Source organism: Thioclava nitratireducens, assembly GCF_001940525.2.
GTDB lineage: Bacteria > Pseudomonadota > Alphaproteobacteria > Rhodobacterales > Rhodobacteraceae > Thioclava > Thioclava nitratireducens.
On the sequence record NZ_CP019437.1, the window covers coordinates 177,465 to 194,993 of the forward strand.

The window sequence follows — 17,529 nt, forward strand, 5'->3', positions numbered from 1 at the left end:
GCCCCCTTTACCCCGCCAGCAACCGTGCCCCGTCATGGCCAGTGATGCGCACGCTCATCAGCGTGCCTTCGGGCTGGTCCGCCTCGAACGTCACCTCGGCAAAGCCTTCGGTGCGCGCGACGCGCGGGGTTTCGGTCAGCACGAGCTGTTCGGTGCCGACCTGCGCGTCGAGATGGGCGGCCAGCGCGGCCTCACCCTTCGCGCGCAGCCGGGCCGCGCGCTCCTTGACGATCGGGCCTTTCACGGCGGGCATCCGCGCGGCGGGCGTGCCCTTGCGCGCGGAATAGGGGAAAACATGCAGGAAGGTCAGCCCGCAATCGTCGACGAGCCGCAGGGAGTTTTCGAACATCTCCTCGGTCTCGGTCGGGAAACCCGCGATAATATCCGCGCCGAAGACAATCCCGGGGCGCAGCTTGCGCGCTTCCTCGGTAAAGGCGATGGCGTCGTCGCGCAGGTGGCGGCGCTTCATCCGCTTGAGGATCATGTCGTCGCCCGCCTGAAGGCTGAGATGCAGATGCGGCATCAGTCGCGGCTCACTCGCGATCGCCAGCATCAGGTTCTCATCCGCCTCGATCGAGTCGATGGAGGAGATGCGCAGGCGCGGCAGGTCCGGCACGAGGCGCAGGATTCGCATCACCAGATCGCCCAGACGCGGCTCGCCCGGCAGGTCCGCGCCCCAGGAAGTCAGATCGACCCCGGTGAGGACGACCTCGTTGAAGCCGCGATCCACGAGGCGCTTGATCTGCTCGACCACGACGCCCGCCGGGACGGAGCGCGAATTGCCGCGCCCGAAGGGGATGATGCAGAAGGTGCAGCGGTGATCGCAGCCGTTTTGCACCTGCACATAAGCGCGATGGCGGCCGAACCCATCGATCAGGTGACCGGCGGTCTCCTTCACCGACATGATGTCGTCGACCATCACCCGCTCGGTCTCGCCGATGAAATCGGGGCCTTGCGGGGCGAGCTGCGCCCAGGTGTCGGCCTGCATTTTCTCGTGATTGCCGATGATCTTGGTGACCTCGGGCATCGCGGCGAAGGTGTCGGGCTCGGTCTGCGCAGCGCAGCCGGTCACGATCACCGGCACGTCCGGATTCTCGCGGGCAAGCCTGCGGATTTCCTGCTTGGCCTTGCGCACGGCCTCGGCGGTCACGGCGCAGGTATTGACGACCACGGCCCCTTCGAGCCCGGCGCCTGCAGCCAATTCCTTCATCGCCTCCGTCTCATAGGAGTTGAGGCGGCAGCCGAGAGTCGAGAAAACGGGCGGTTTCATATCGCGTCCAGAAAATCTTGGGTGAGGGTCGCATCGAACACATGCGCGGTGGGGCCGGTCATCCAGACGCCATCGTCGCGCCAGTCGATCTCCAGCTGGCCGCCATCGACATCGACGAGGACACGCTTGCCGGTGAGGCCACGCAGATGCGCGGCGACGGCGGTGGCGCAGGTGCCCGAGCCGCAGGCCAGCGTGATGCCGGTGCCGCGCTCCCAGACGCGCATCCGCAGATGGTCGGGGCCGATCACGCTGGCAAATTCGACATTGGTGCGCTCGGGGAACAGGGGATCATGCTCGATCACCGGGCCCTGGCGATCCACTTCGACCGCCTCGGCATCGTCCACGAAGAAGACGCAATGCGGGTTGCCCATGCCGACCGCGATCGGGTCGCCGCCAAGCGGCAGATGCGCGGGATCGATGCCCGGCAGAATCGGAATTTGCGCCGCTTCGAGAATCGGCGCGCCCATATTGACCGAGACCATCCCGTCCTCGCGCCGCACCGCGCTGAGGTGCCCGCGTTCGGTCACCAGCGTGACATCGGCCCGGTCGAGCTGACGCATCATGTAATCGCTCACGCAGCGGGTCGCATTCCCGCAAGCGCCGGCCCGCGTACCGTCGTTGTTCCAGAAATCGAGCGTGAAATCAGCCCCTTGGGCGGGGCGGATCACGGCGAGCTGGTCGAATCCCACGCCGCGATGCCGATCACCGAGCGCACGCGCGAGCGCAGGCGTGACCGGATCGTCGCCCACGCGGGCGTCGATCACGACGAAGTCATTGCCGAGCCCATGCATCTTCATGAAGGGCAGTCCGCTCTGTATGCGCTTTGTATTCATGGCGCGCGATATACGCCCGCGCCAAGGTTTTTTCCAGATGTGCAATTTTTGTGAATTTTATGCCTTGACCCCCCCGGCGGGGGTTTGTAGAGACGCGCCCTGTGATGGGCCGTTAGCTCAGTTGGTAGAGCAACTGACTTTTAATCAGTGGGTCGCAGGTTCGAATCCTGCACGGCTCACCATCATCCCCCTAATATTTAACGCATTTCTCAGCCTCGGCTGGGTTATGCGTCCGACCGTCCGACAGCGTCCGGATCGGACGCTCGGATTGAGCGAGGGAAAATCAGGTGACCAAAGCTCGAGATCTCCAGCGCCATCGCCTGCATCTCTGGTGCGCCTGCGGCCACAGGGGCTCTGTGAGCCTGCGAGAGGCGGCAGAGAGGAACCCTGAGGTCACGGTCGAGGATTTAGCGCGGAACGCCGTCTGCCAGCGCTGTGGCCGCCGTGGCGCGGCTGAGCTTCGCATCGTTTACCACACCGAAAACTGAGCTGGACGAATCACCCGAGCGCTTTCCGTGGCCACACGAGCTTCATGCATCGGATCGGCAAGCAACTCTGCGCAAGTTTTTCGACGATATGCCTTAAAGTTGGAAAACTAGATGTGGCCTTACTGAGCACGTATGTCGAGTGCACGAAAGGCAATTTGGTTTCCGTTTTGTTTTCCTAGACTTACCCGACGCTATCACAAAATAATTGTTAGAATACAGTGCGATATTACCGCAAAAGGGAATCGTAAAGTTGCTTCGATTACCGGCGCGTCAACAGGAAAAACCTAAAGGCTAGGCGGAACGTTCGCTTGCACGCTTCCGTCGGGGACGGCACATTATGTGGTGTCATCAGGCGGTTAACGTTTGGTGGCGTAACCCGGGACTGAGGGGGTGCACATTCTTGCCGGAAGTCGCCCCCCTCAAGTCCCTTCACAGACCGCCCATTTCCATGGGCTTTCTTGCCGCCATGCTCGCATGGCGGTTGCAGAGGGCGCAACAGGAAAACGTGGGGGTCGAGCGCACAGAAAGGAATTTTTCATGCGCACGAACCGACCGAGCTATCGGCTCACTTGCGACGATGCTGTCGTCATCTGGCACCTTCACTGGGAAGGAGAATTTCAAAACAGGATCGCGGCCCAGTTCGACGTGAACCCTGGCCGCGTGAATGAGGTGCTCAAAGGGCGCCGCTTCCCGGAAAGTCGCGCGATCGCGATGCGTACGCGCTTCTAATCCAATTTGACCTGGGCAGACTCAACTGCCCAGGTCATTGACTTTTGCGCTTGAGTTATCCCGAACCTTGTTTTTTGTGGGAGGTCTCAAAAGCAGTTTTGACTTCTTGATGGGCGCCGAAGAATCTAGTTCTTAATTTTGAAGATTGGATAATTGGTATGCCCTCAAACACTTTGTTCAAATCAGCGCATCTCAAACTTGATTGGGCTTCGAAACACATCGACGAAATCGAGAGAACTCTCTCCGAAAAGAGGCCTTTTCGCTATTTCATCGAGTCGAATGCAGACACCTGCGAGCGCTGCGCATACGCGGAACGTGACGAAGATATCGTGGACGAGCTCTCGTTGCGCTGCGGCGATGCGGTCCACAACCTAAGATCCGCCATCGACCACGCCTACTCCGCTGTTGTCCTGCCCGTTGCCGAAACGCCCGGTCAGAAAATTAATGTGCAGTTCCCGGTGTCAAATAAAGCAGACCGCTATGAGGGTCAGGTTAAGAGCCGACTAGCTCACAAAGTAAGTCGAGAGTTCTACGACGCGATTGTGGAAATGCAGGCCCATGGCGGCGACGGTGGGAATGAGCTTTTGTACGCGATCCATACGCTCGACGTTCCTGACAAACATACGCGCCTTATTCCGGTAGGCTACTTCGTGAAGGTTCATATCGGTGCTATGCGTAAGATCGCCCCCGATTTTATGGTTCCGTTACCTCCAAGCAGCATGATTAGCGTTGGTCAAAACAGACGTGATTTCTCGTGGACATGGCAGTGGTTAAAGGCTCAAAATCGGAAACGACGTCGTGCGTATAGGCCCAGGGTCCAAAGGGAGGAAATCGATATACCAGTAGAGGTTAGCTTCGAGGTTCGACAGGGCCAACGCACTCTTCTCGCAGTGCCGACTCTTCATCGATTTGCGAACGTGGCCCGAGACGTCGTTTCGACCATTTCGAAGTTCAGTTAGCAAAGGCAAATTAAGCCCACGGCTCCCTCGGGAGCGAAACCTTCACGACATGATTGGTGCTCGAGGTCGAGCTGATGCAAGTGACGGAAGCCGAGCGCTTCTCTGCCGTACCGTCCAGCCACTCGGGCAACGGCTTCGGCTTGTTCCGGCAGCGCTCGCACCGGCAGTGCGCTCCGTGCGCATGCAGGGCGCAGCAGCCCGAGACGTTGTCTTTCCCAAGGATGTGTTCGCAGCGCGGATCTGCGCAGGTGGCAAGGGTCATGCCTTTTTCTCCGTCGAAGGTCTCTTGATAGCACGGATCGCGCGCGAGCGCGTCTCGATCTCGGCCGGGGTGTAGATCATGGCGAGCTGCGCGTTGCTCCCAATCGTGTTGCCCAGGACATCGCCGATGTCATCACGCTCGACGCCGGCGCGGCGGGCTAGAACGCCGAAGGTGCGGCGCAAGTCCCGGAACTGCATCGTCTCGATCGAGCGTAATGCGCCGGTCTCGTCGCGCGCGATCGTCTCGGCGCGAACCTCCTGCCATCGGCGCTGGAATAGGTCGCGCTCATAGGGCCGCTCGAGACGCTCGTCGTGCAGCAGCGGATCCGCGCCGCTACGCCCCGCCTCGGCTGCCGTGGCCATCGCGGCCTCGATGCGGGCGACTGCGTCCTGATGCAGCTGAAGGGCGCCCTCGTTGCCGCGCTTCGAGCGATCGAAGATCCAGACCCAACCCTGAGCGACAGCGCCGTCAGGCTGGATAAACTCGAGCTGATGAAAATCCTCTATGCGGGCGGAGAAGCAATCCGTCTGACGCTGCCCATGAAGGAGCGAGAGCACCATAGCCGTGCCCACCGATGGCAGGCCGATCTCGTCGGCCGTCGTGAGCAATGCGTCGAATTCCTCCCAGCTCACCACGCGCCCCCTGCCCTTCGGCGTTTTGAGGCCCAGCTTCGCGCAAGGGTTTGAGCCGTCCGGACGCCAGCCGAGGATCTCGGCGTAGGACATTAGGATCGAGAGCTTCCGGATCAGGCTCTTTGCCTGCCACTCACCAGAGCCGTCGCGCAGCGTCTCGTACCAAGCGTGCACGATCGACTTGTCGAAGTCGCGCACCTGGTACGGGCCCCACTTCCGCAGGATCAGTCGGAAGCTCGCCTCGTAATCGGATTTCGTGGCGGGCTTGAGATCGGTCCAGCGGGTCGAGCGGCGGTATTTTTCGATCAGCGCTTCGATCGAGCGGCCCATCGGGCTCGGCGCTTCGCGCTTGCCGGTGGCGATCGCGCGGGCGAGCTCAGCGTTGAGCCGCTCGGCCTCGCGCCTCGACCAGGTAAGGCGGCGCTCGTCGAGCTCCACCGAAGAAAAGCCAAGCTTGCGCGCCGCGGCCGATGGCTCCCACCAGAGGCGGGTCGTGCCGTTCGAGCGCGTGCGCTCGCGCAGGCCGTTGGGCGGATTGGGGATCAGGCGTTTGGGCATGGGCTTGTCCGACGGTTTGATTTTAGCAGCGGTTCTCTTCACGAAATGCGTTGAGTTGCACCGCGAATTTCTCAGCCTGCTGACAGGTCCCGGTCCAGAAATCTGGATGGCGGGCAGTGCTCGGCAGCTTGAGGTACTCTTCAAATCTCAGGATTGCGTCTCTGGGGTGCCAGCTGATCACGCCTTTCGGAAATACCATTACCCTGATCAGGTTTACGTGACCGTGCCAGTCGAAGTGGGCGTCGAACTCAGTCTCCGCACCGATCAGAAAGCACGTGTGCGCGATCTTAGAGATGATGCGAGCGCATGCGTTCGGTTCGTTTATCTGCGGCTTCTTCATTATGCCTCCTGGTCAGTCGTAGCCGAGCCCGTGAACGAGCGCGGCGGTTCCGATGGTGATGATGGTCGCCCCGATCGTGGGGCCGGGCATGCTCCAGAGCAGGATCAGCCAGAGCGCTGCAATCCCTGCGCCAGTGGCGAGCTTCTGGCTCATCAAAATTGGTCAAGCGAGTCTGGCGGGCCTAGCGTGAGGCTCTGCGCCACAGCGTTGCAAAAGTTTCGCAACGCACTCTTCTGGTCTTGGCCGAGAGAGCTGACGCCTTCCATGAACTTGTTGAAATCCATCGGATTGTTATCAAGGCAATACGCTAGTTCCGCGACCACATAAGGCGTGTTCTCAAGACGCAAGGCCAGCTCGGAAACGACCATGTTTCGCGTGACGCCAGCGTGGAACCTATAGCAGCTCATGACCGCCGCGCCTCCGCGAGCATCCGAACCTTGCCGGATGCAATCAGCGCCGGATCGATCGCAGGATCCTCGCCCTTTGGCGTGCCGTTCATCTCGATCCAGTGCTCGATCTGGTCGCGGCGGTATTTCAGCGGGCGCTTCCAGTGCGGCATCGGGATCGGAAAGCCGTGATGGTCCTCGAGATCCGTTCTGCGGATCAGGAAGGCTTGCGACGACGGTAGGCCCAGCATCTCGGCGACTTCGGCGGTGTCGATGAAGGTTCGCTCAGTCATCAGGCCGCCCTCCCGTCACGAAAGGGCGCGCTCGAGGTGGCGCGCGGCGCTTCCGGGAACGCCTCGGCCAGAGCAGCGTCCAGGCCCATGCCGAGCGGGCGCGTCGCCGGGTTGCAATGCGCTATCGCCGCGATCTCCTGCACAGAGACAATCAGGTGATGAGCTGAGCGGGCGAAGGTGAGTGCCTGGACAACGTCGGTCGAGAGCATGGGTCGGGTACGGTTGGCGCGGTTCATTTTAGCCCCCCGTTATTGCGGGCCTCGAGCACCGCGCGCTGACGCGCGATCGACGCGGTAAAGTCGTCCTGCGTCTCGGGCTCGGCCGAGGCGAGAGCGTAATGCTGCAGCAAGTAGCGCAGCATGGCCCGGAAGCCTGTGAACAGTGCGTGCATCGGTTCTGCTTTCTCGTTGGCTCCCGCCTGCCGCCTGCGGCTGGAGCGTGGGATGCGTGGGGGCGAAGGCGAGCAGCGCTTCGCGGGCGGCCCCCGTGGGGAAATCAGAGGACGGTGTCGCTCGGCGGTGCCGCCACGCTAACCGGCGGGCCCACGCGGCGATGCTCGAGCTGGATCTCGGTCAGATCGGCCACGACCTGGACCATCTTGCCGCAATGGGTGAGCAGGTCGCCCTTGCGGACGGTGGTCTCGTCATTGGAGCCGATCTGGTTGCCGGACCGTTCAATCCGAGCACCGTTCAGCCGCATCGCCTCACAGGCCATGCGCCAGCCGGCGCGCTCCGCTGCAGTCATCAGTTCGGTCGGCATGGGGATGGAGATGGTCACTGCGTCACCTCTTGCGGCTGGATGGCGAAGACGACGGACAGCGGCAGGCCAACGGCCCGGGCGCGCTTGCCCGCGAAGGTCATGTTGGAGAGCTCTGCTCCGGTCATGTGGCGGAGAGCCGAAGTCAGGCCGGTACCCGCCCATTCGGTGCCCTCGAAGATCAGGCCGATCGCCGGCACGGACGCGGCGGACCCGATCCAAAGGCGATCATCCGCGCTCACGCGGAGGCCGACGGGCCCAAGCCCCGCGTTGATCCGTGCAAGCGCTGCCGGAAGATGGCGCTGCGAACGGGCGTGGAGCACCCAGTCCTCGATCTTCGCGTCAATCCCGGCATCAAGCTGCAGGAAATCGGTGGAGAGCAGATGGGAGATCGCCGCCTCGGCCGAGCTTGCGTCGGCGTCGATGTCGACCGCTACGGCGCGCTCGATGATCCGGGCGCCGCGCGGCAGGCGGGATTTCAGGGCGCGTTCCGCAGCTGCCGCATCACGCGCGGCGATGCGATGGGTGCGGTGACGCTGTTCGATCGTGTGGAGCGAGAAGATCTTCATCGCTCAGCGCCCCGGCATCAGGATGACCTTGTCCTCAGCGGCAAGGTCCCGGATCACGTTCATGCGGCGGCGATACTGCAGCAGCTCCTCGAAGGCCGGACGCGCGACCAGGAGCAGCAACTCGGCCGCGTGCGGGTCGAGATGGTCGAGGCCGCCATCGTCGGCCAGCGCGCGCTCTACGTTGGTCGCGGCCGAGATGGCGTGTTCGAGGGTTTTATCGGAGATAGGGCCGAGTTCGGCCGGCGGGACGAGAGGCGAGTGTGCCATGGGCTTGGCTCCTGGTGCAGTGTTTCTGCATCAAGAGTTAGGAGTGGGCACCGCACACTGTCAAGGCAAAATGTGCGATTGTCGCACTTTTTGCTTCACCGGGCAAAAATGGTCGTCGCCTCGATGCCCATTTGGTCTTCGCCCGTACCTTCCCAGCCTAGCTGCATGTAGAGGCCATCATGGCCGTCAACTTTCCCAGTAATCGTGGAGCCAAGCGGGAGGGTGCGCTCCTCCATATCAGTGATCTCAGTCGTTGATAGGAACTCAGCAACGAACGCACTTGGGTTCGCGTGCCGGAAATAGATCGAACAAAGCGAAACTTTGCGGCCCTGATCGAAGCCGGACGCCGCATAGAAGAATACGGGCTCGTCCATCGTATCGATGAAATAGGCTATCCAACCATCGTAGGAGAGCCTTTCCCAGTTCGGTCGATGAGCATCCAATAGGACGCGGGGAAGTTGCTTCCAGCCTTCACCGTCGGCAAATCGGGCCGCGTTCTCAAAACTGAAGCGGTCATTCACGCAGACATTTCGGTAGGTTTGCACAAGGGCTGCCTGGCTGCTTTGCTGAGGGTCTGCGGTGGCTTCTGTTGCCGAAATCAACAGCGCTACGCTGACGAGGAACTTCATTTTTCGCAAATCAGCTTCCCTCTTCGCTCGCCCCAGATATCCAGACCTCATAGTCACGCGCCCGCCTTTTTGGGCGAACTATTTCGCTCTTTTCGCTGGCGTTTTCGACATCTGCCGACTCGTTTTCTCTCAACCGCCTGTCTAATTCGCGACGCTCGTGATTACTTGGCTGGCGGACATCTTCGCTTATCCGCCAACTGGCAATTACCTTGCCGCGGATGACCACATTCACACCATCTACCACGTGCGTCCGTCGATCTGCGGGATCCATCGAAGCCGCGACGAGCACCGGAGGCTCGAGCCGCCTCAAGACTGTTACAGCTCGGTTTTTCGTATTGTCGTAGATCTGGGCAACGACCACATCGCCGCCTTTGACGCGCTCGGATTGTTCATTGTCGACCAGCATGTAGTCTCCAGGCAAGTAGCCCTGCAACGACATGGCGCCCGTCTCTACAACCCATATGTCCATGCCTTTTCGCTCACCAAGAGCCTGGGCGACCATCGGAACCTTCCGGCGATCCCCTTCTCGAGGGGCCCAAAGCGCGACATCGCCTTCAGCGAAACTGGGAGCTATGTTTTTAGCGTCGTCGCCAGTCGCCACCCCCGAGCGCTCAAGCACTTCGGAGAGGGGGACCTGGAGAACCTCAGCAAATTTTCGCGCGAACTCTAGCGTCATCGATCGCTGACCGGTGTAGATCTTGGATACCACCGAGCGGTCCCGCCCCAACTCACGAGCGATGTCTTCGGCGGTCACCCCGACACGTTTTTGCTGAAGCTTGAACCATTTGTCATCCATCGTGACATACCTAGTCACGCAGGATCGCAAATTGATGTGCCTAAATCGCAAATTCTGGATTGCGCGTCGCACTTTTTGCGATTACACCATCTAGTGTTATGACTGCACACCTCACACCAGTCCAAGTATGCGAGGCCCTGCTCGGCGGGGTCGACCGCGTGGCCAAGGCCGCCGGGGTTCACCGCACCACGGTGTTTCCCTGGCGCCGGGCGAGCGCGATCCGCGATACGGGCGACGTTCCCGGCGCACGCGTGATGCGCCGGATCCTCGCCTATTCCGCCGCGCGCGGGCTTGGGCTGACGGCGGATCATCTGATCTGGGGCGCGCCGCGCGCTGAGGTGGACGAGATCCTGCTGCGCCGCGACACGGCGCGGGAGGCTGCGGAATGATGCGGGCGGGTTTTTCTTGGCAGTTCCTCCCGGCCGCGTCGGCGGAGCGGTGCGCGGGCCTCACCCGGCGCGCCCCGTTCCGCCTCAATGAAACATCGGCGCTTTCCTCCATCCCGGCGCCGGTCAGCGATGCGGCCTTGTCTTCCCGCTTTCCCTCGGGTCGGCCGCATCGCATCCAGATCCCTGCGCAAGCGAAACAGGCGATGCGAGCGCAGGGCGGGGCGGTGGGCCGGGCAGTGTGTGCCTGCCGCCCCAACCAGTTCCCTGTGGCGCGCGGGGTCATGCGCGCCATCACTGCTCCCTGTCCTGACTTCGGGCGAGGTTTCGGCCTCGCCCGCCTTTTCGCGGGAGGCCGATATGGGCAGTGATGCGATGAAGGTGCGCATGGGGGCGTTTTCTGTCGCCATGGCCGCGAAGGCCGGGCGGCTCGATCCGTCTGCCGTCGATGCGCTTTGGTATCTGGCCGAGCATCACCTCGAGGACGCAGATCCGCTGCGCGCAGAGATCAGCCGCTTCAAGACTGCGTACGAGATCAACATGCGCCGCCCCGATCGGGTGGCGGAGCTGGGCCAGGAACTGAGCCGCGCCGTCGAAATCGCCGCGCGCCCGGATGCGCCTGACGCAGGGAGGGCTGACATCCATGGTTGATCCAGTGATCGAATATCCGGGCAAGGGCCTTGCCGAGCTGCCTGACATGCTTCGGCTATCATCGGCACGCGGAACCAGCGTCGTCGCTGTGTGTCTGACGCCGGAAGAGAAGATCAAGCTGGCCCGCGAGATCGATCGCGGTCGCGCGGGGACTGTCCGTCACGTCTTCGTTGAGCCTGCCGAGAACATGACCGCCTTCTCGCGCTGGATCTGGTTCGCGGCGCTCTGGCTCAACGTGCTGAACCTGATCGATGCCCCGGTTGCGGCCGCGGTGCATTTGATCCGGATGTGGGTGGCGTCATGGTGAATGCTCCGCGCCTCTCCTCCGCCGACCACACGCTGATGCATTGCGTCGGCTGGCTCGCCAACAACGTATCGGGCGGCGAGCACCATGTGAAATCGATCTCCTCGATCCTGCGCGACGTGCTGCCCCTAGCGAACCGGACGCTGCCGATCGTGAGCGAGTTCGCCGATGCGGGCGAAGCGATCCTTGCCGCGCTCGCCTCCCGCAAGGGCGCCGAGCATGCGCGGGCAATGTGGGATGCGCAGCTGCTGCTGCAGCGCTGGCACGCCGACCGGCTCGCCCGCGCTTGGGAGGTTCTTCAAGCCGCTGAAAAGGAGGGTGCGTGATGGATGACGCCCGGAAGACCTATGAGCAATACGCCGGCGTTCCGGTGTCGGTGCTTTACGAGCTCGAGGATATCCTGCGCGAGTCGAGCAGCCTCTACGACCGCCAGGTGACCGAGGTGTCGCGTTGCGTGCTGGCCTGGATGGTCGATCGCGAGCTGCTCCCCGTTCCGGCCAAAAGCGCCACGGTTGGCATTTCTCTTGCGGACGTGACCTGCGAGCTGGACCCGCTGCGTCACCAGGAGATCGCGCGGGAGTTCCGCCAAGTGCTCGTGGGGCGCTGCGCGCCTTCGATCGACCCTCAGTCCTCGCCCTTGGCTGAGCAACTCGCGCCGGAGAGCGAGGCGGAGGATCTCCCGCCCGAGCCGACCTCTTCGGCGGATGGCGGCGCGGTGGCAGGAAACGCTGCGCCGGAGGCCGGGGCGGAGGCTGCCACCTCCGCCCCGTCGGGCGAGGTGGTGATGGGGCCGCTCAGCGATCACGAAAAGGCCGTGATGGCCTCGGCAAGACTGCAGGGCCGACCCGCAGCAGATGTGGCGGCGGATCTGAACCGCCGCTTGCAGACGGTCGCAATCTACATGTCCAAGCTGCCGAGCGGCGTCAACGAGCCAGAGCAGAATACCGACCGGCCCGCAGAGCCTTTGCCGAAACCGACTGTAGCGGTGGCGCAGGATCAAGGCCCCGATCCGGACCGGAGAGAAGAGCCGGCCGGCAGTGCCGAGGTGGTTGCGGGCACCTCGGAGCCCGCTGAACATGCTCCTACCCCGACGACCGACCGCTCGATCGAGGCGCATCTGGATGCCATCGGACAGAAGGGCGGCTGGACCACCAGCCGCGACATCGTGCTGATCGAGGGCCTCGCCAAAGGCATCGACAAGGCGCTGATGGCCGATCAGTTGGGCGTCGAGGTGGGCGAGATCATGGCGCGGTTCCGCGCGCTCGTTCCCGGTGGGAAGTTCGAGAGCATGGAGCACCAGCGCAAACTGATGCAGGTGCTGCGCGCACGCTACGAGCGCGAGGCCTGACCCATGAACGCGGCGCGCCAAACATACACCGTCGAGGACGTGAAGGGCATGCTGCTCGATCGCGTGGAAGACGTGGCGCGGTACTATGCGCCCTGGACGGAAGGCGCGCACATCCATCAGGGCGGCTATTGGACGTTGAACCCGGGCCGCGCCGATCGCAAAGTCGGCAGTTTCGTGATCTGGATCTCCGGACCTCGCGCCGGGCGCTGGAACGATTTCAGCAGTACTCAACACGGCGATCTGCTGGATCTGATCGCACTCTCCCTGGGCTGCGACCTGAAATCCGCCTTCCGCGAAGCGCGCAGCTTCCTTGGCCTGCAATCTGACAGCCCCGAGGATATCGCGCGGCGCAAGGCTGCGGCCGAGCGCGCGCGGCAACGGCAGGCGGAGGCACGGCGGGATGAAGCCGCCAAGCGCGCGAGGCGGCGCAAGCAAGCCTTCGCGCTATGGCTGTCGGCGCGCGAGAGGATCAAGAACACGCCCGTGGAGCATTACCTGCGCGATAAGCGCGGGATCGACCTCGAGCGTCTGGGGTTTCAGCCCCGCGCGCTTCGGTTTCATCCGGCCTGCTATTACAGGCACGTCGATCCGGAGACCGGCGAGATCATCGAAGGCGAGTTCCCGGCGATGCTGGCGCTGGCGAGCAATCTCAAGGGAGACGGTGTCGCCTGCCACCGCACCTATCTGGGCCTCGACGATCGCGGCCGGTGGGGCAAGGCGCAACTGCCCGAGGCCAAGAAGATACTCGGCGATTACAAAGGGGCTTCGATCCACATTTGGCGTGGGCTGGGCCCGCGCGGTGGCAAGGGGAAGCGCCTGTCCGAGGCGGATCCCGGCAGCCATGTGTTCCTCACCGAGGGGATAGAGGACGCCTTGAGCTGCGCGGTGGTGCTGCCCGAGGCGCGGATCCTCTCGACGATCAGTCTTTCCAACCTCGCAGCGGTCGAACTGCCGCCGGCGATCGCCTCGGTGACGCTGGTGGCTGATCGCGATGAAGGGCCGCAGGCGCGCGACGCCCTCGGCCGCGCGGTGCGGGCGCATGCCGATGCCGGCCGCCAGGTGCGCGTCTGGCTCAATCGCGAAGGCGGCAAGGATCTTAACGACGCGCTGATCAAGCGGCGCGCGGAACAGAAAGAAGGGGCAGAGCATGAAGAATTGGGTGAACCGCCTCACTGAGCGGGTGTGCGCCGGCGCGCGCTGGATCCTCGAGATGCTGGATTGCGAGGAGCCGCATGGCTACCTCGACAATGTCGGATTTCCTGCGGCTGCGATCTCGGCAGAGGCGGATCCAATCAACCGAGCGCGCAGGGACGCGGCCAACGTCCTGCGCGGCCGAATTAGCCAACTGCGCTACGAGCTCGAGATGACCGTCGCGCAGTTCGAGTATTCGCGTCGGCCGTTCCCGTTTGGAGCTTTTCAGAAGGGACCGGACACGGGCTCGATCGAGGGATTGATCGAGGAGCTAGCGCGCCTGGCCGAAGATCTCGATCCGAAGGTGGCGCCATGATCACGTTTCGCCCCTCCTACCCCGGCTCGCCAGTTGAGAACGCCTATCTTGGTTCCGTAGTTGTCGGCGGCGTGCATGCCGATGGCAAGCGCGGCGCCTGGTATTCCGCGCTCCCAACTGATGGCATGCAACCGTTCTTTTGGAACCGTGCAGAGAGCGTCGAGGCGGCACGCGCAGCGCTGATAAGAGACATTGAAACTTGGTCTCTGGCGTCTGGCCTCGCCGCGGTGGACACAATTTCATCGATGGCGGCACTAGTGCGGATACGGAAGACCCTCGAGTGGATGCGTGACCTCAGTCGGCCCGATGCAGCCGACCAAAGTGAGGGAGACGACGGTTCTATCAGCGACGATTTTATCGGCGGCATCGATTTTGCCTTGGGGGTGCTCAATGGCGAAGAGTGGAGCATCCGCGGTGAGGTGCCGTTTTGACTGACACGTCCAAAAGCAGCAGCGGCTATCCCGACCTGGGCGATCAGCTTGAGAACGCGCCGATCGAGGCCGAGCCGAACCCCGAAGCGAAAGCCGAGGCCGAGAAGAAGGCCGCTGCCTCCAAAAAGAAGCAGACGTCTAATGAAGGCGGCGATAAGACGAGCTCCGGCCGGCCGCGCGGCGCGATCTGGCAGGACTGCCCGGTTCGCCCGCTCGGCGTAAACGGCGAGATGAGCTATTACCTCGACCGTCACGGACAGCTGCGCGCCGTGAAAAAGCACGAGGCGCAAGTTATCCTGCATCTCTTCGGCGATCGGATCGAGCTGCTCTGTCAGAAATTCCCCCAATACGACAAAGAGGGCAGCCGCAAGCGCGATCGGTTCGACCAGACCTCAGCCGCAATGACGATGATCAGCGCCTGTTCAGAGAAGGGCCTGTTCAATCCAGACGGCGCGGTGCGCGGCGTCGGCGCGTGGAAGGATGACGACGGCAAGCTGATCTACCATTGCGGACAGAAGTTGATCACCGACGAAGGGGACAAAGATCCGCAGGAGTTAGACGGCAAGATCTACCCAGCTTATCCTCCCATCCCTGCGCCCGAGAAGTCTGGTGCAAAGACAGATCCTGCTACGAAGGCCCTGAAGCAGTTCGAGACCTGGAGTTGGGAGTGGCAAGACACCACGCCAATGATCGCGCTCGGCATGACGGGCGTTCTGATGCTCTGCGGCGCCATGGATTGGCGTCCGGCTTACTGGCTGACTGGCGACAAGGCCTATGGCAAGTCAGCGTTCCAGGATCTGATCAAGTACCTGATGGGCGGCGACCACGGTCTCGTTCAATCCACGGACGCGACGAAGAGCGGGATCACCTCTCGGCTGGGCCACTCGTCCCTGCCGGTTGCGCTCGACGAACTTGAACCTGGCGACGAAGGATCTGGCAAAGAGCGCGCGATCATCGAGCTGGCCCGCGTTGCGTCATCAGGCGGTCAGTGGATGCGTGGCTCGAGCGATCAGAAAGGCGCGAGCGGCAACGTCTACTCCGCTTTCCTGTTCTCCTCGATCCTCATTCCCGGCTCGATGAAGCCGCAGGACCGCTCACGCCTCATCACTCTGCACCTGCGTCCACTCGATGCCAAGGCAACCAAGCTGAATTTGGACCCCAAGGCGTGGAAGGAAACAGGCAGGCAGCTGAAATGGACCCTGATCAGCCGATGGAAGACATGGCCCGAGCGCCTCGAGCTATGGCGCGCAGCGTTGGCAAAAGCGGGCCTCTCCGGCCGCAACGGCGACAACTACGCCACGACCATCGCAATGGCCGACATGGCGCTGAACGAGGAAATGCCCTCGGAGGACATGCGGAAAGGCTGGGCCGAGAAGCTAGCTGTCTTTGCCCAGACCGAAACCGAAGAGATCGGCTCCGACGCCGAAGACATGCTGCAATGGCTGATCGGTCAGCCCTTTGACGTGTTCCGGCGCGGCGAGCTCTGGAACGTCGCGCACTGGATCATGGTGGCCGCGCAAATGCCAGCTGCGCCCCAAGCGCTTGTGGCCGGCGGTGAAGATGTCGGAGGCAAGATCGACAACACCATTCGCGAGGAGGCCGCAAAGCGCGCCAATGAGAAGCTCGCGAAGGTTGGTCTGAGAGTACGGGGCAAGGAAGCAGACGCTGCGCTCTTCATTGCCAACGCGCGCCTGCCAGGGCTGCGCAAGCTCTTCGAGAAGTCGCACTGGGCGAACGGCGAATGGGCGCAGTCGGCGAAGCGAGTGCCGGGTGCTCAGCCGGTCTCCAGCCCTCTCACACTCGCCGGGCAGCGCACACGCGGCGTCTACGTGCCGCTCAAATCGATCGGCGGCTTCCTCTCCTTCCCGATGGACAGCGCCCCGACCCAGTCGAGCGCGGCTGCGCCGCCGATGTCCCAAGAATACGAGGATGGTTTCTGAAATGCCCCACGTGATCTCTAGGCAATTGGAACTGCAGGTTTCTTTCTGCTTTCCCCGCACCCCCTCGGCATGCCATTATTCACATGCGCGGCGGTCCTGCGAGCATGGGTCAGGGCCACAACGCCACAACGGTTCAAAATCCAAGCGTTGTGGGCCGCGTTGTGGGCTAAAAATCAGCAAAATCAAAGCCTTAGTATGTGGTCACAACGCCACAACGGCAAAATTGCCTTCCCTCGCGTATGTGCGCGCGTGTGCGCACCCGTGTGTTAACTCTCTCTCTCTTCTCCGTTGTACCGTTGTAGATAGAAGAAAAGATAGTGAAAACAGAAACTTAGCCACAACAAAGCCCACAACGCTCAAAATCTCAACCGTTGTGGCTTGCCGCAAGGCTCTGAAATCTCAAGGCTTTTTCCCACAACACCCCGGAAAAGGGGGTTTTTATGCCGAAGCCTAACAACCAGTGGGAGCGCGAGGCGCGGGAGATGGCCGAGCGGATCGAGCGCCAGCGCGAGATCGGCGAGCAGCTGACCTTCCTGCCCGACGAGCAGCCCGAGAGCGAGAGCGGCGCTGGCCGTCCGAAGGGCGCGAAGAACAAGGCCTCGACCCAGCTGCGCGACTGGCTGGCCGCCCAGGGCCTGCGGATGCCCGAGGACGTGCTGACCGAGATCGCGGGCCTGCGCAGCCGCGATGATGCGATCACGCTGGCGATGGTGCGCACCGAGCGGATCCTCGACTTCGCCGCCGACGGGATGCTCACGAAGATCTCGGCCAACGAGCCGAAGCTCGCCTGGGCGATCGCGGCCAAGCGCCTCGAGGTCTTCACCCAGCAGTACACGATCATCCTGCGCGCCCTCGAGGCGGTGATGCCCTACACGGCCGCCAAGGCGACGCCCGACATCGCGCTGACCCAGAACGTCACCCAGATCAACGTGCCAGCTCCGTCGCAGGCTCCGCGGCGCGGTGGCGACGACGCCCGCGACATCACCGCGAAACCGCGTCGGATCGGCCCGCCGCCGATGCCGCACGAAATGCAGCGAAAACAACAGGTTACGAAACCGGGCAACGGATCGTCGGACGGAGAGGATCGGACGGAATGACTAACCGCATGAAATCCAAAGGCAAATTCGCTCTCGCGTCACTGATCAAAAATCAGTCGCGCCCACTGCGCGACCGCGCCCTGGTGCGCCGCTCGACC

Annotated in this window: 25 protein-coding genes and 1 tRNA gene; 13 read left to right on the forward strand and 13 right to left on the reverse strand. The window is 62.6% G+C overall.

Annotation, left to right across the window (positions count from 1 at the left end; translation table 11 throughout):
- Positions 1-7: 7 nt before the first annotated feature.
- Positions 8-1,270, reverse strand: a complete 1,263-nt coding sequence (gene mtaB / locus BMG03_RS00875) for a tRNA (N(6)-L-threonylcarbamoyladenosine(37)-C(2))-methylthiotransferase MtaB (RefSeq protein WP_075775324.1) — start codon at positions 1,268-1,270, stop codon at positions 8-10.
- Positions 1,267-2,067: a diaminopimelate epimerase gene (dapF, locus tag BMG03_RS00880; protein WP_425275160.1), complete on the reverse strand. Its 801-nt coding sequence runs from the start codon at positions 2,065-2,067 to the stop codon at positions 1,267-1,269. Before dapF ends, mtaB begins: the two co-directional genes overlap by 4 nt.
- Before the next feature lie 142 nt (positions 2,068-2,209).
- Here dapF and BMG03_RS00885 point away from each other — a divergent pair.
- The 3 genes from BMG03_RS00885 to BMG03_RS00895 all read left to right on the forward strand — a co-directional run bounded on the left by BMG03_RS00885 (position 2,210) and on the right by BMG03_RS00895 (position 4,279).
- A tRNA-Lys gene (locus tag BMG03_RS00885) sits at positions 2,210-2,285 on the forward strand.
- An 843-nt stretch (positions 2,286-3,128) separates the two neighbouring features.
- On the forward strand, positions 3,129-3,320 hold the full coding sequence (locus tag BMG03_RS00890) for a hypothetical protein (RefSeq protein WP_075775322.1): 192 nt from the start codon (positions 3,129-3,131) through the stop codon (positions 3,318-3,320).
- Positions 3,321-3,478: 158 nt separating this feature from the next.
- Positions 3,479-4,279 carry a hypothetical protein gene (locus BMG03_RS00895; RefSeq protein WP_075775321.1) on the forward strand — a complete coding sequence of 267 codons (801 nt, stop codon included), beginning with the start codon at positions 3,479-3,481 and terminating at the stop codon, positions 4,277-4,279.
- A 258-nt stretch (positions 4,280-4,537) separates the two neighbouring features.
- Here BMG03_RS00895 and BMG03_RS00900 read toward each other — a convergent pair whose 3' ends face one another.
- From BMG03_RS00900 to BMG03_RS00945, 11 genes are all read right to left on the reverse strand, one after another.
- A complete protein-coding gene (locus tag BMG03_RS00900) occupies positions 4,538-5,731 on the reverse strand; it encodes a site-specific integrase (protein WP_075775320.1) in 1,194 nt (397 codons plus the stop codon).
- Between the two features lie 22 nt (positions 5,732-5,753).
- A complete protein-coding gene (locus BMG03_RS00905; protein WP_075775319.1) occupies positions 5,754-6,071 on the reverse strand; it encodes a hypothetical protein in 318 nt (105 codons plus the stop codon).
- 12 nt (positions 6,072-6,083) lie between these two features.
- On the reverse strand, positions 6,084-6,224 hold the full coding sequence (locus BMG03_RS20595) for a hypothetical protein (RefSeq protein WP_157771529.1): 141 nt from the start codon (positions 6,222-6,224) through the stop codon (positions 6,084-6,086).
- A gap of 250 nt (positions 6,225-6,474) precedes the next feature.
- A complete protein-coding gene (locus BMG03_RS00915; protein WP_075775317.1) occupies positions 6,475-6,750 on the reverse strand; it encodes a hypothetical protein in 276 nt (91 codons plus the stop codon).
- Positions 6,750-6,986, reverse strand: a complete 237-nt coding sequence (locus BMG03_RS00920; RefSeq protein ID WP_077701033.1) for a hypothetical protein — start codon at positions 6,984-6,986, stop codon at positions 6,750-6,752. The genes BMG03_RS00915 and BMG03_RS00920 overlap by 1 nt, the downstream gene beginning before the upstream one ends.
- Complete coding sequence (locus BMG03_RS20600; protein WP_157771530.1) at positions 6,983-7,141, reverse strand: hypothetical protein; 159 nt, start codon at positions 7,139-7,141, stop codon at positions 6,983-6,985. The genes BMG03_RS00920 and BMG03_RS20600 overlap by 4 nt, the downstream gene beginning before the upstream one ends.
- A gap of 104 nt (positions 7,142-7,245) precedes the next feature.
- Positions 7,246-7,527 (reverse strand): hypothetical protein, encoded by a 282-nt coding sequence (locus tag BMG03_RS00925; protein WP_075775315.1) that lies wholly within the window; start codon positions 7,525-7,527, stop codon positions 7,246-7,248.
- Positions 7,524-8,075, reverse strand: a complete 552-nt coding sequence (locus BMG03_RS00930) for a hypothetical protein (protein WP_075775314.1) — start codon at positions 8,073-8,075, stop codon at positions 7,524-7,526. The genes BMG03_RS00925 and BMG03_RS00930 overlap by 4 nt, the downstream gene beginning before the upstream one ends.
- 3 nt (positions 8,076-8,078) lie before the next feature.
- Positions 8,079-8,342: a hypothetical protein gene (locus tag BMG03_RS00935; RefSeq protein ID WP_075775313.1), complete on the reverse strand. Its 264-nt coding sequence runs from the start codon at positions 8,340-8,342 to the stop codon at positions 8,079-8,081.
- Positions 8,343-8,437: 95 nt separating this feature from the next.
- Entirely contained in the window at positions 8,438-8,971 is a 534-nt protein-coding gene (locus BMG03_RS00940; RefSeq protein WP_077701034.1) for a hypothetical protein, read from the reverse strand.
- 10 nt (positions 8,972-8,981) lie between these two features.
- Complete coding sequence (locus BMG03_RS00945) at positions 8,982-9,767, reverse strand: helix-turn-helix domain-containing protein (protein ID WP_075775311.1); 786 nt, start codon at positions 9,765-9,767, stop codon at positions 8,982-8,984.
- Positions 9,768-9,865: 98 nt separating this feature from the next.
- Between BMG03_RS00945 and BMG03_RS00950 the strand changes: the two genes are divergently transcribed.
- The 10 genes from BMG03_RS00950 to BMG03_RS01000 all read left to right on the forward strand — a co-directional run bounded on the left by BMG03_RS00950 (position 9,866) and on the right by BMG03_RS01000 (position 17,431).
- Positions 9,866-10,156, forward strand: a complete 291-nt coding sequence (locus BMG03_RS00950; protein ID WP_167733379.1) for a hypothetical protein — start codon at positions 9,866-9,868, stop codon at positions 10,154-10,156.
- Positions 10,157-10,513: 357 nt separating this feature from the next.
- Positions 10,514-10,804: a hypothetical protein gene (locus BMG03_RS00960; RefSeq protein WP_075775308.1), complete on the forward strand. Its 291-nt coding sequence runs from the start codon at positions 10,514-10,516 to the stop codon at positions 10,802-10,804.
- Positions 10,797-11,111 (forward strand): hypothetical protein, encoded by a 315-nt coding sequence (locus BMG03_RS00965; protein WP_075775307.1) that lies wholly within the window; start codon positions 10,797-10,799, stop codon positions 11,109-11,111. The genes BMG03_RS00960 and BMG03_RS00965 overlap by 8 nt, the downstream gene beginning before the upstream one ends.
- Positions 11,105-11,434 (forward strand): hypothetical protein, encoded by a 330-nt coding sequence (locus BMG03_RS00970; RefSeq protein WP_075775306.1) that lies wholly within the window; start codon positions 11,105-11,107, stop codon positions 11,432-11,434. Before BMG03_RS00965 ends, BMG03_RS00970 begins: the two co-directional genes overlap by 7 nt.
- Positions 11,434-12,456 (forward strand): hypothetical protein, encoded by a 1,023-nt coding sequence (locus BMG03_RS00975; protein ID WP_075775305.1) that lies wholly within the window; start codon positions 11,434-11,436, stop codon positions 12,454-12,456. Before BMG03_RS00970 ends, BMG03_RS00975 begins: the two co-directional genes overlap by 1 nt.
- A gap of 3 nt (positions 12,457-12,459) precedes the next feature.
- Complete coding sequence (locus BMG03_RS00980) at positions 12,460-13,632, forward strand: DUF7146 domain-containing protein (protein ID WP_075775304.1); 1,173 nt, start codon at positions 12,460-12,462, stop codon at positions 13,630-13,632.
- Positions 13,604-13,963 (forward strand): hypothetical protein, encoded by a 360-nt coding sequence (locus BMG03_RS00985; RefSeq protein WP_075775303.1) that lies wholly within the window; start codon positions 13,604-13,606, stop codon positions 13,961-13,963. The genes BMG03_RS00980 and BMG03_RS00985 overlap by 29 nt, the downstream gene beginning before the upstream one ends.
- Positions 13,960-14,394: a hypothetical protein gene (locus BMG03_RS00990; protein ID WP_075775302.1), complete on the forward strand. Its 435-nt coding sequence runs from the start codon at positions 13,960-13,962 to the stop codon at positions 14,392-14,394. The genes BMG03_RS00985 and BMG03_RS00990 overlap by 4 nt, the downstream gene beginning before the upstream one ends.
- On the forward strand, positions 14,391-16,334 hold the full coding sequence (locus tag BMG03_RS00995; RefSeq protein WP_075775301.1) for a hypothetical protein: 1,944 nt from the start codon (positions 14,391-14,393) through the stop codon (positions 16,332-16,334). Before BMG03_RS00990 ends, BMG03_RS00995 begins: the two co-directional genes overlap by 4 nt.
- A gap of 440 nt (positions 16,335-16,774) precedes the next feature.
- On the forward strand, positions 16,775-17,431 hold the full coding sequence (locus BMG03_RS01000; protein ID WP_075775300.1) for a hypothetical protein: 657 nt from the start codon (positions 16,775-16,777) through the stop codon (positions 17,429-17,431).
- The last annotated feature ends 98 nt before the right edge of the window (positions 17,432-17,529 follow it).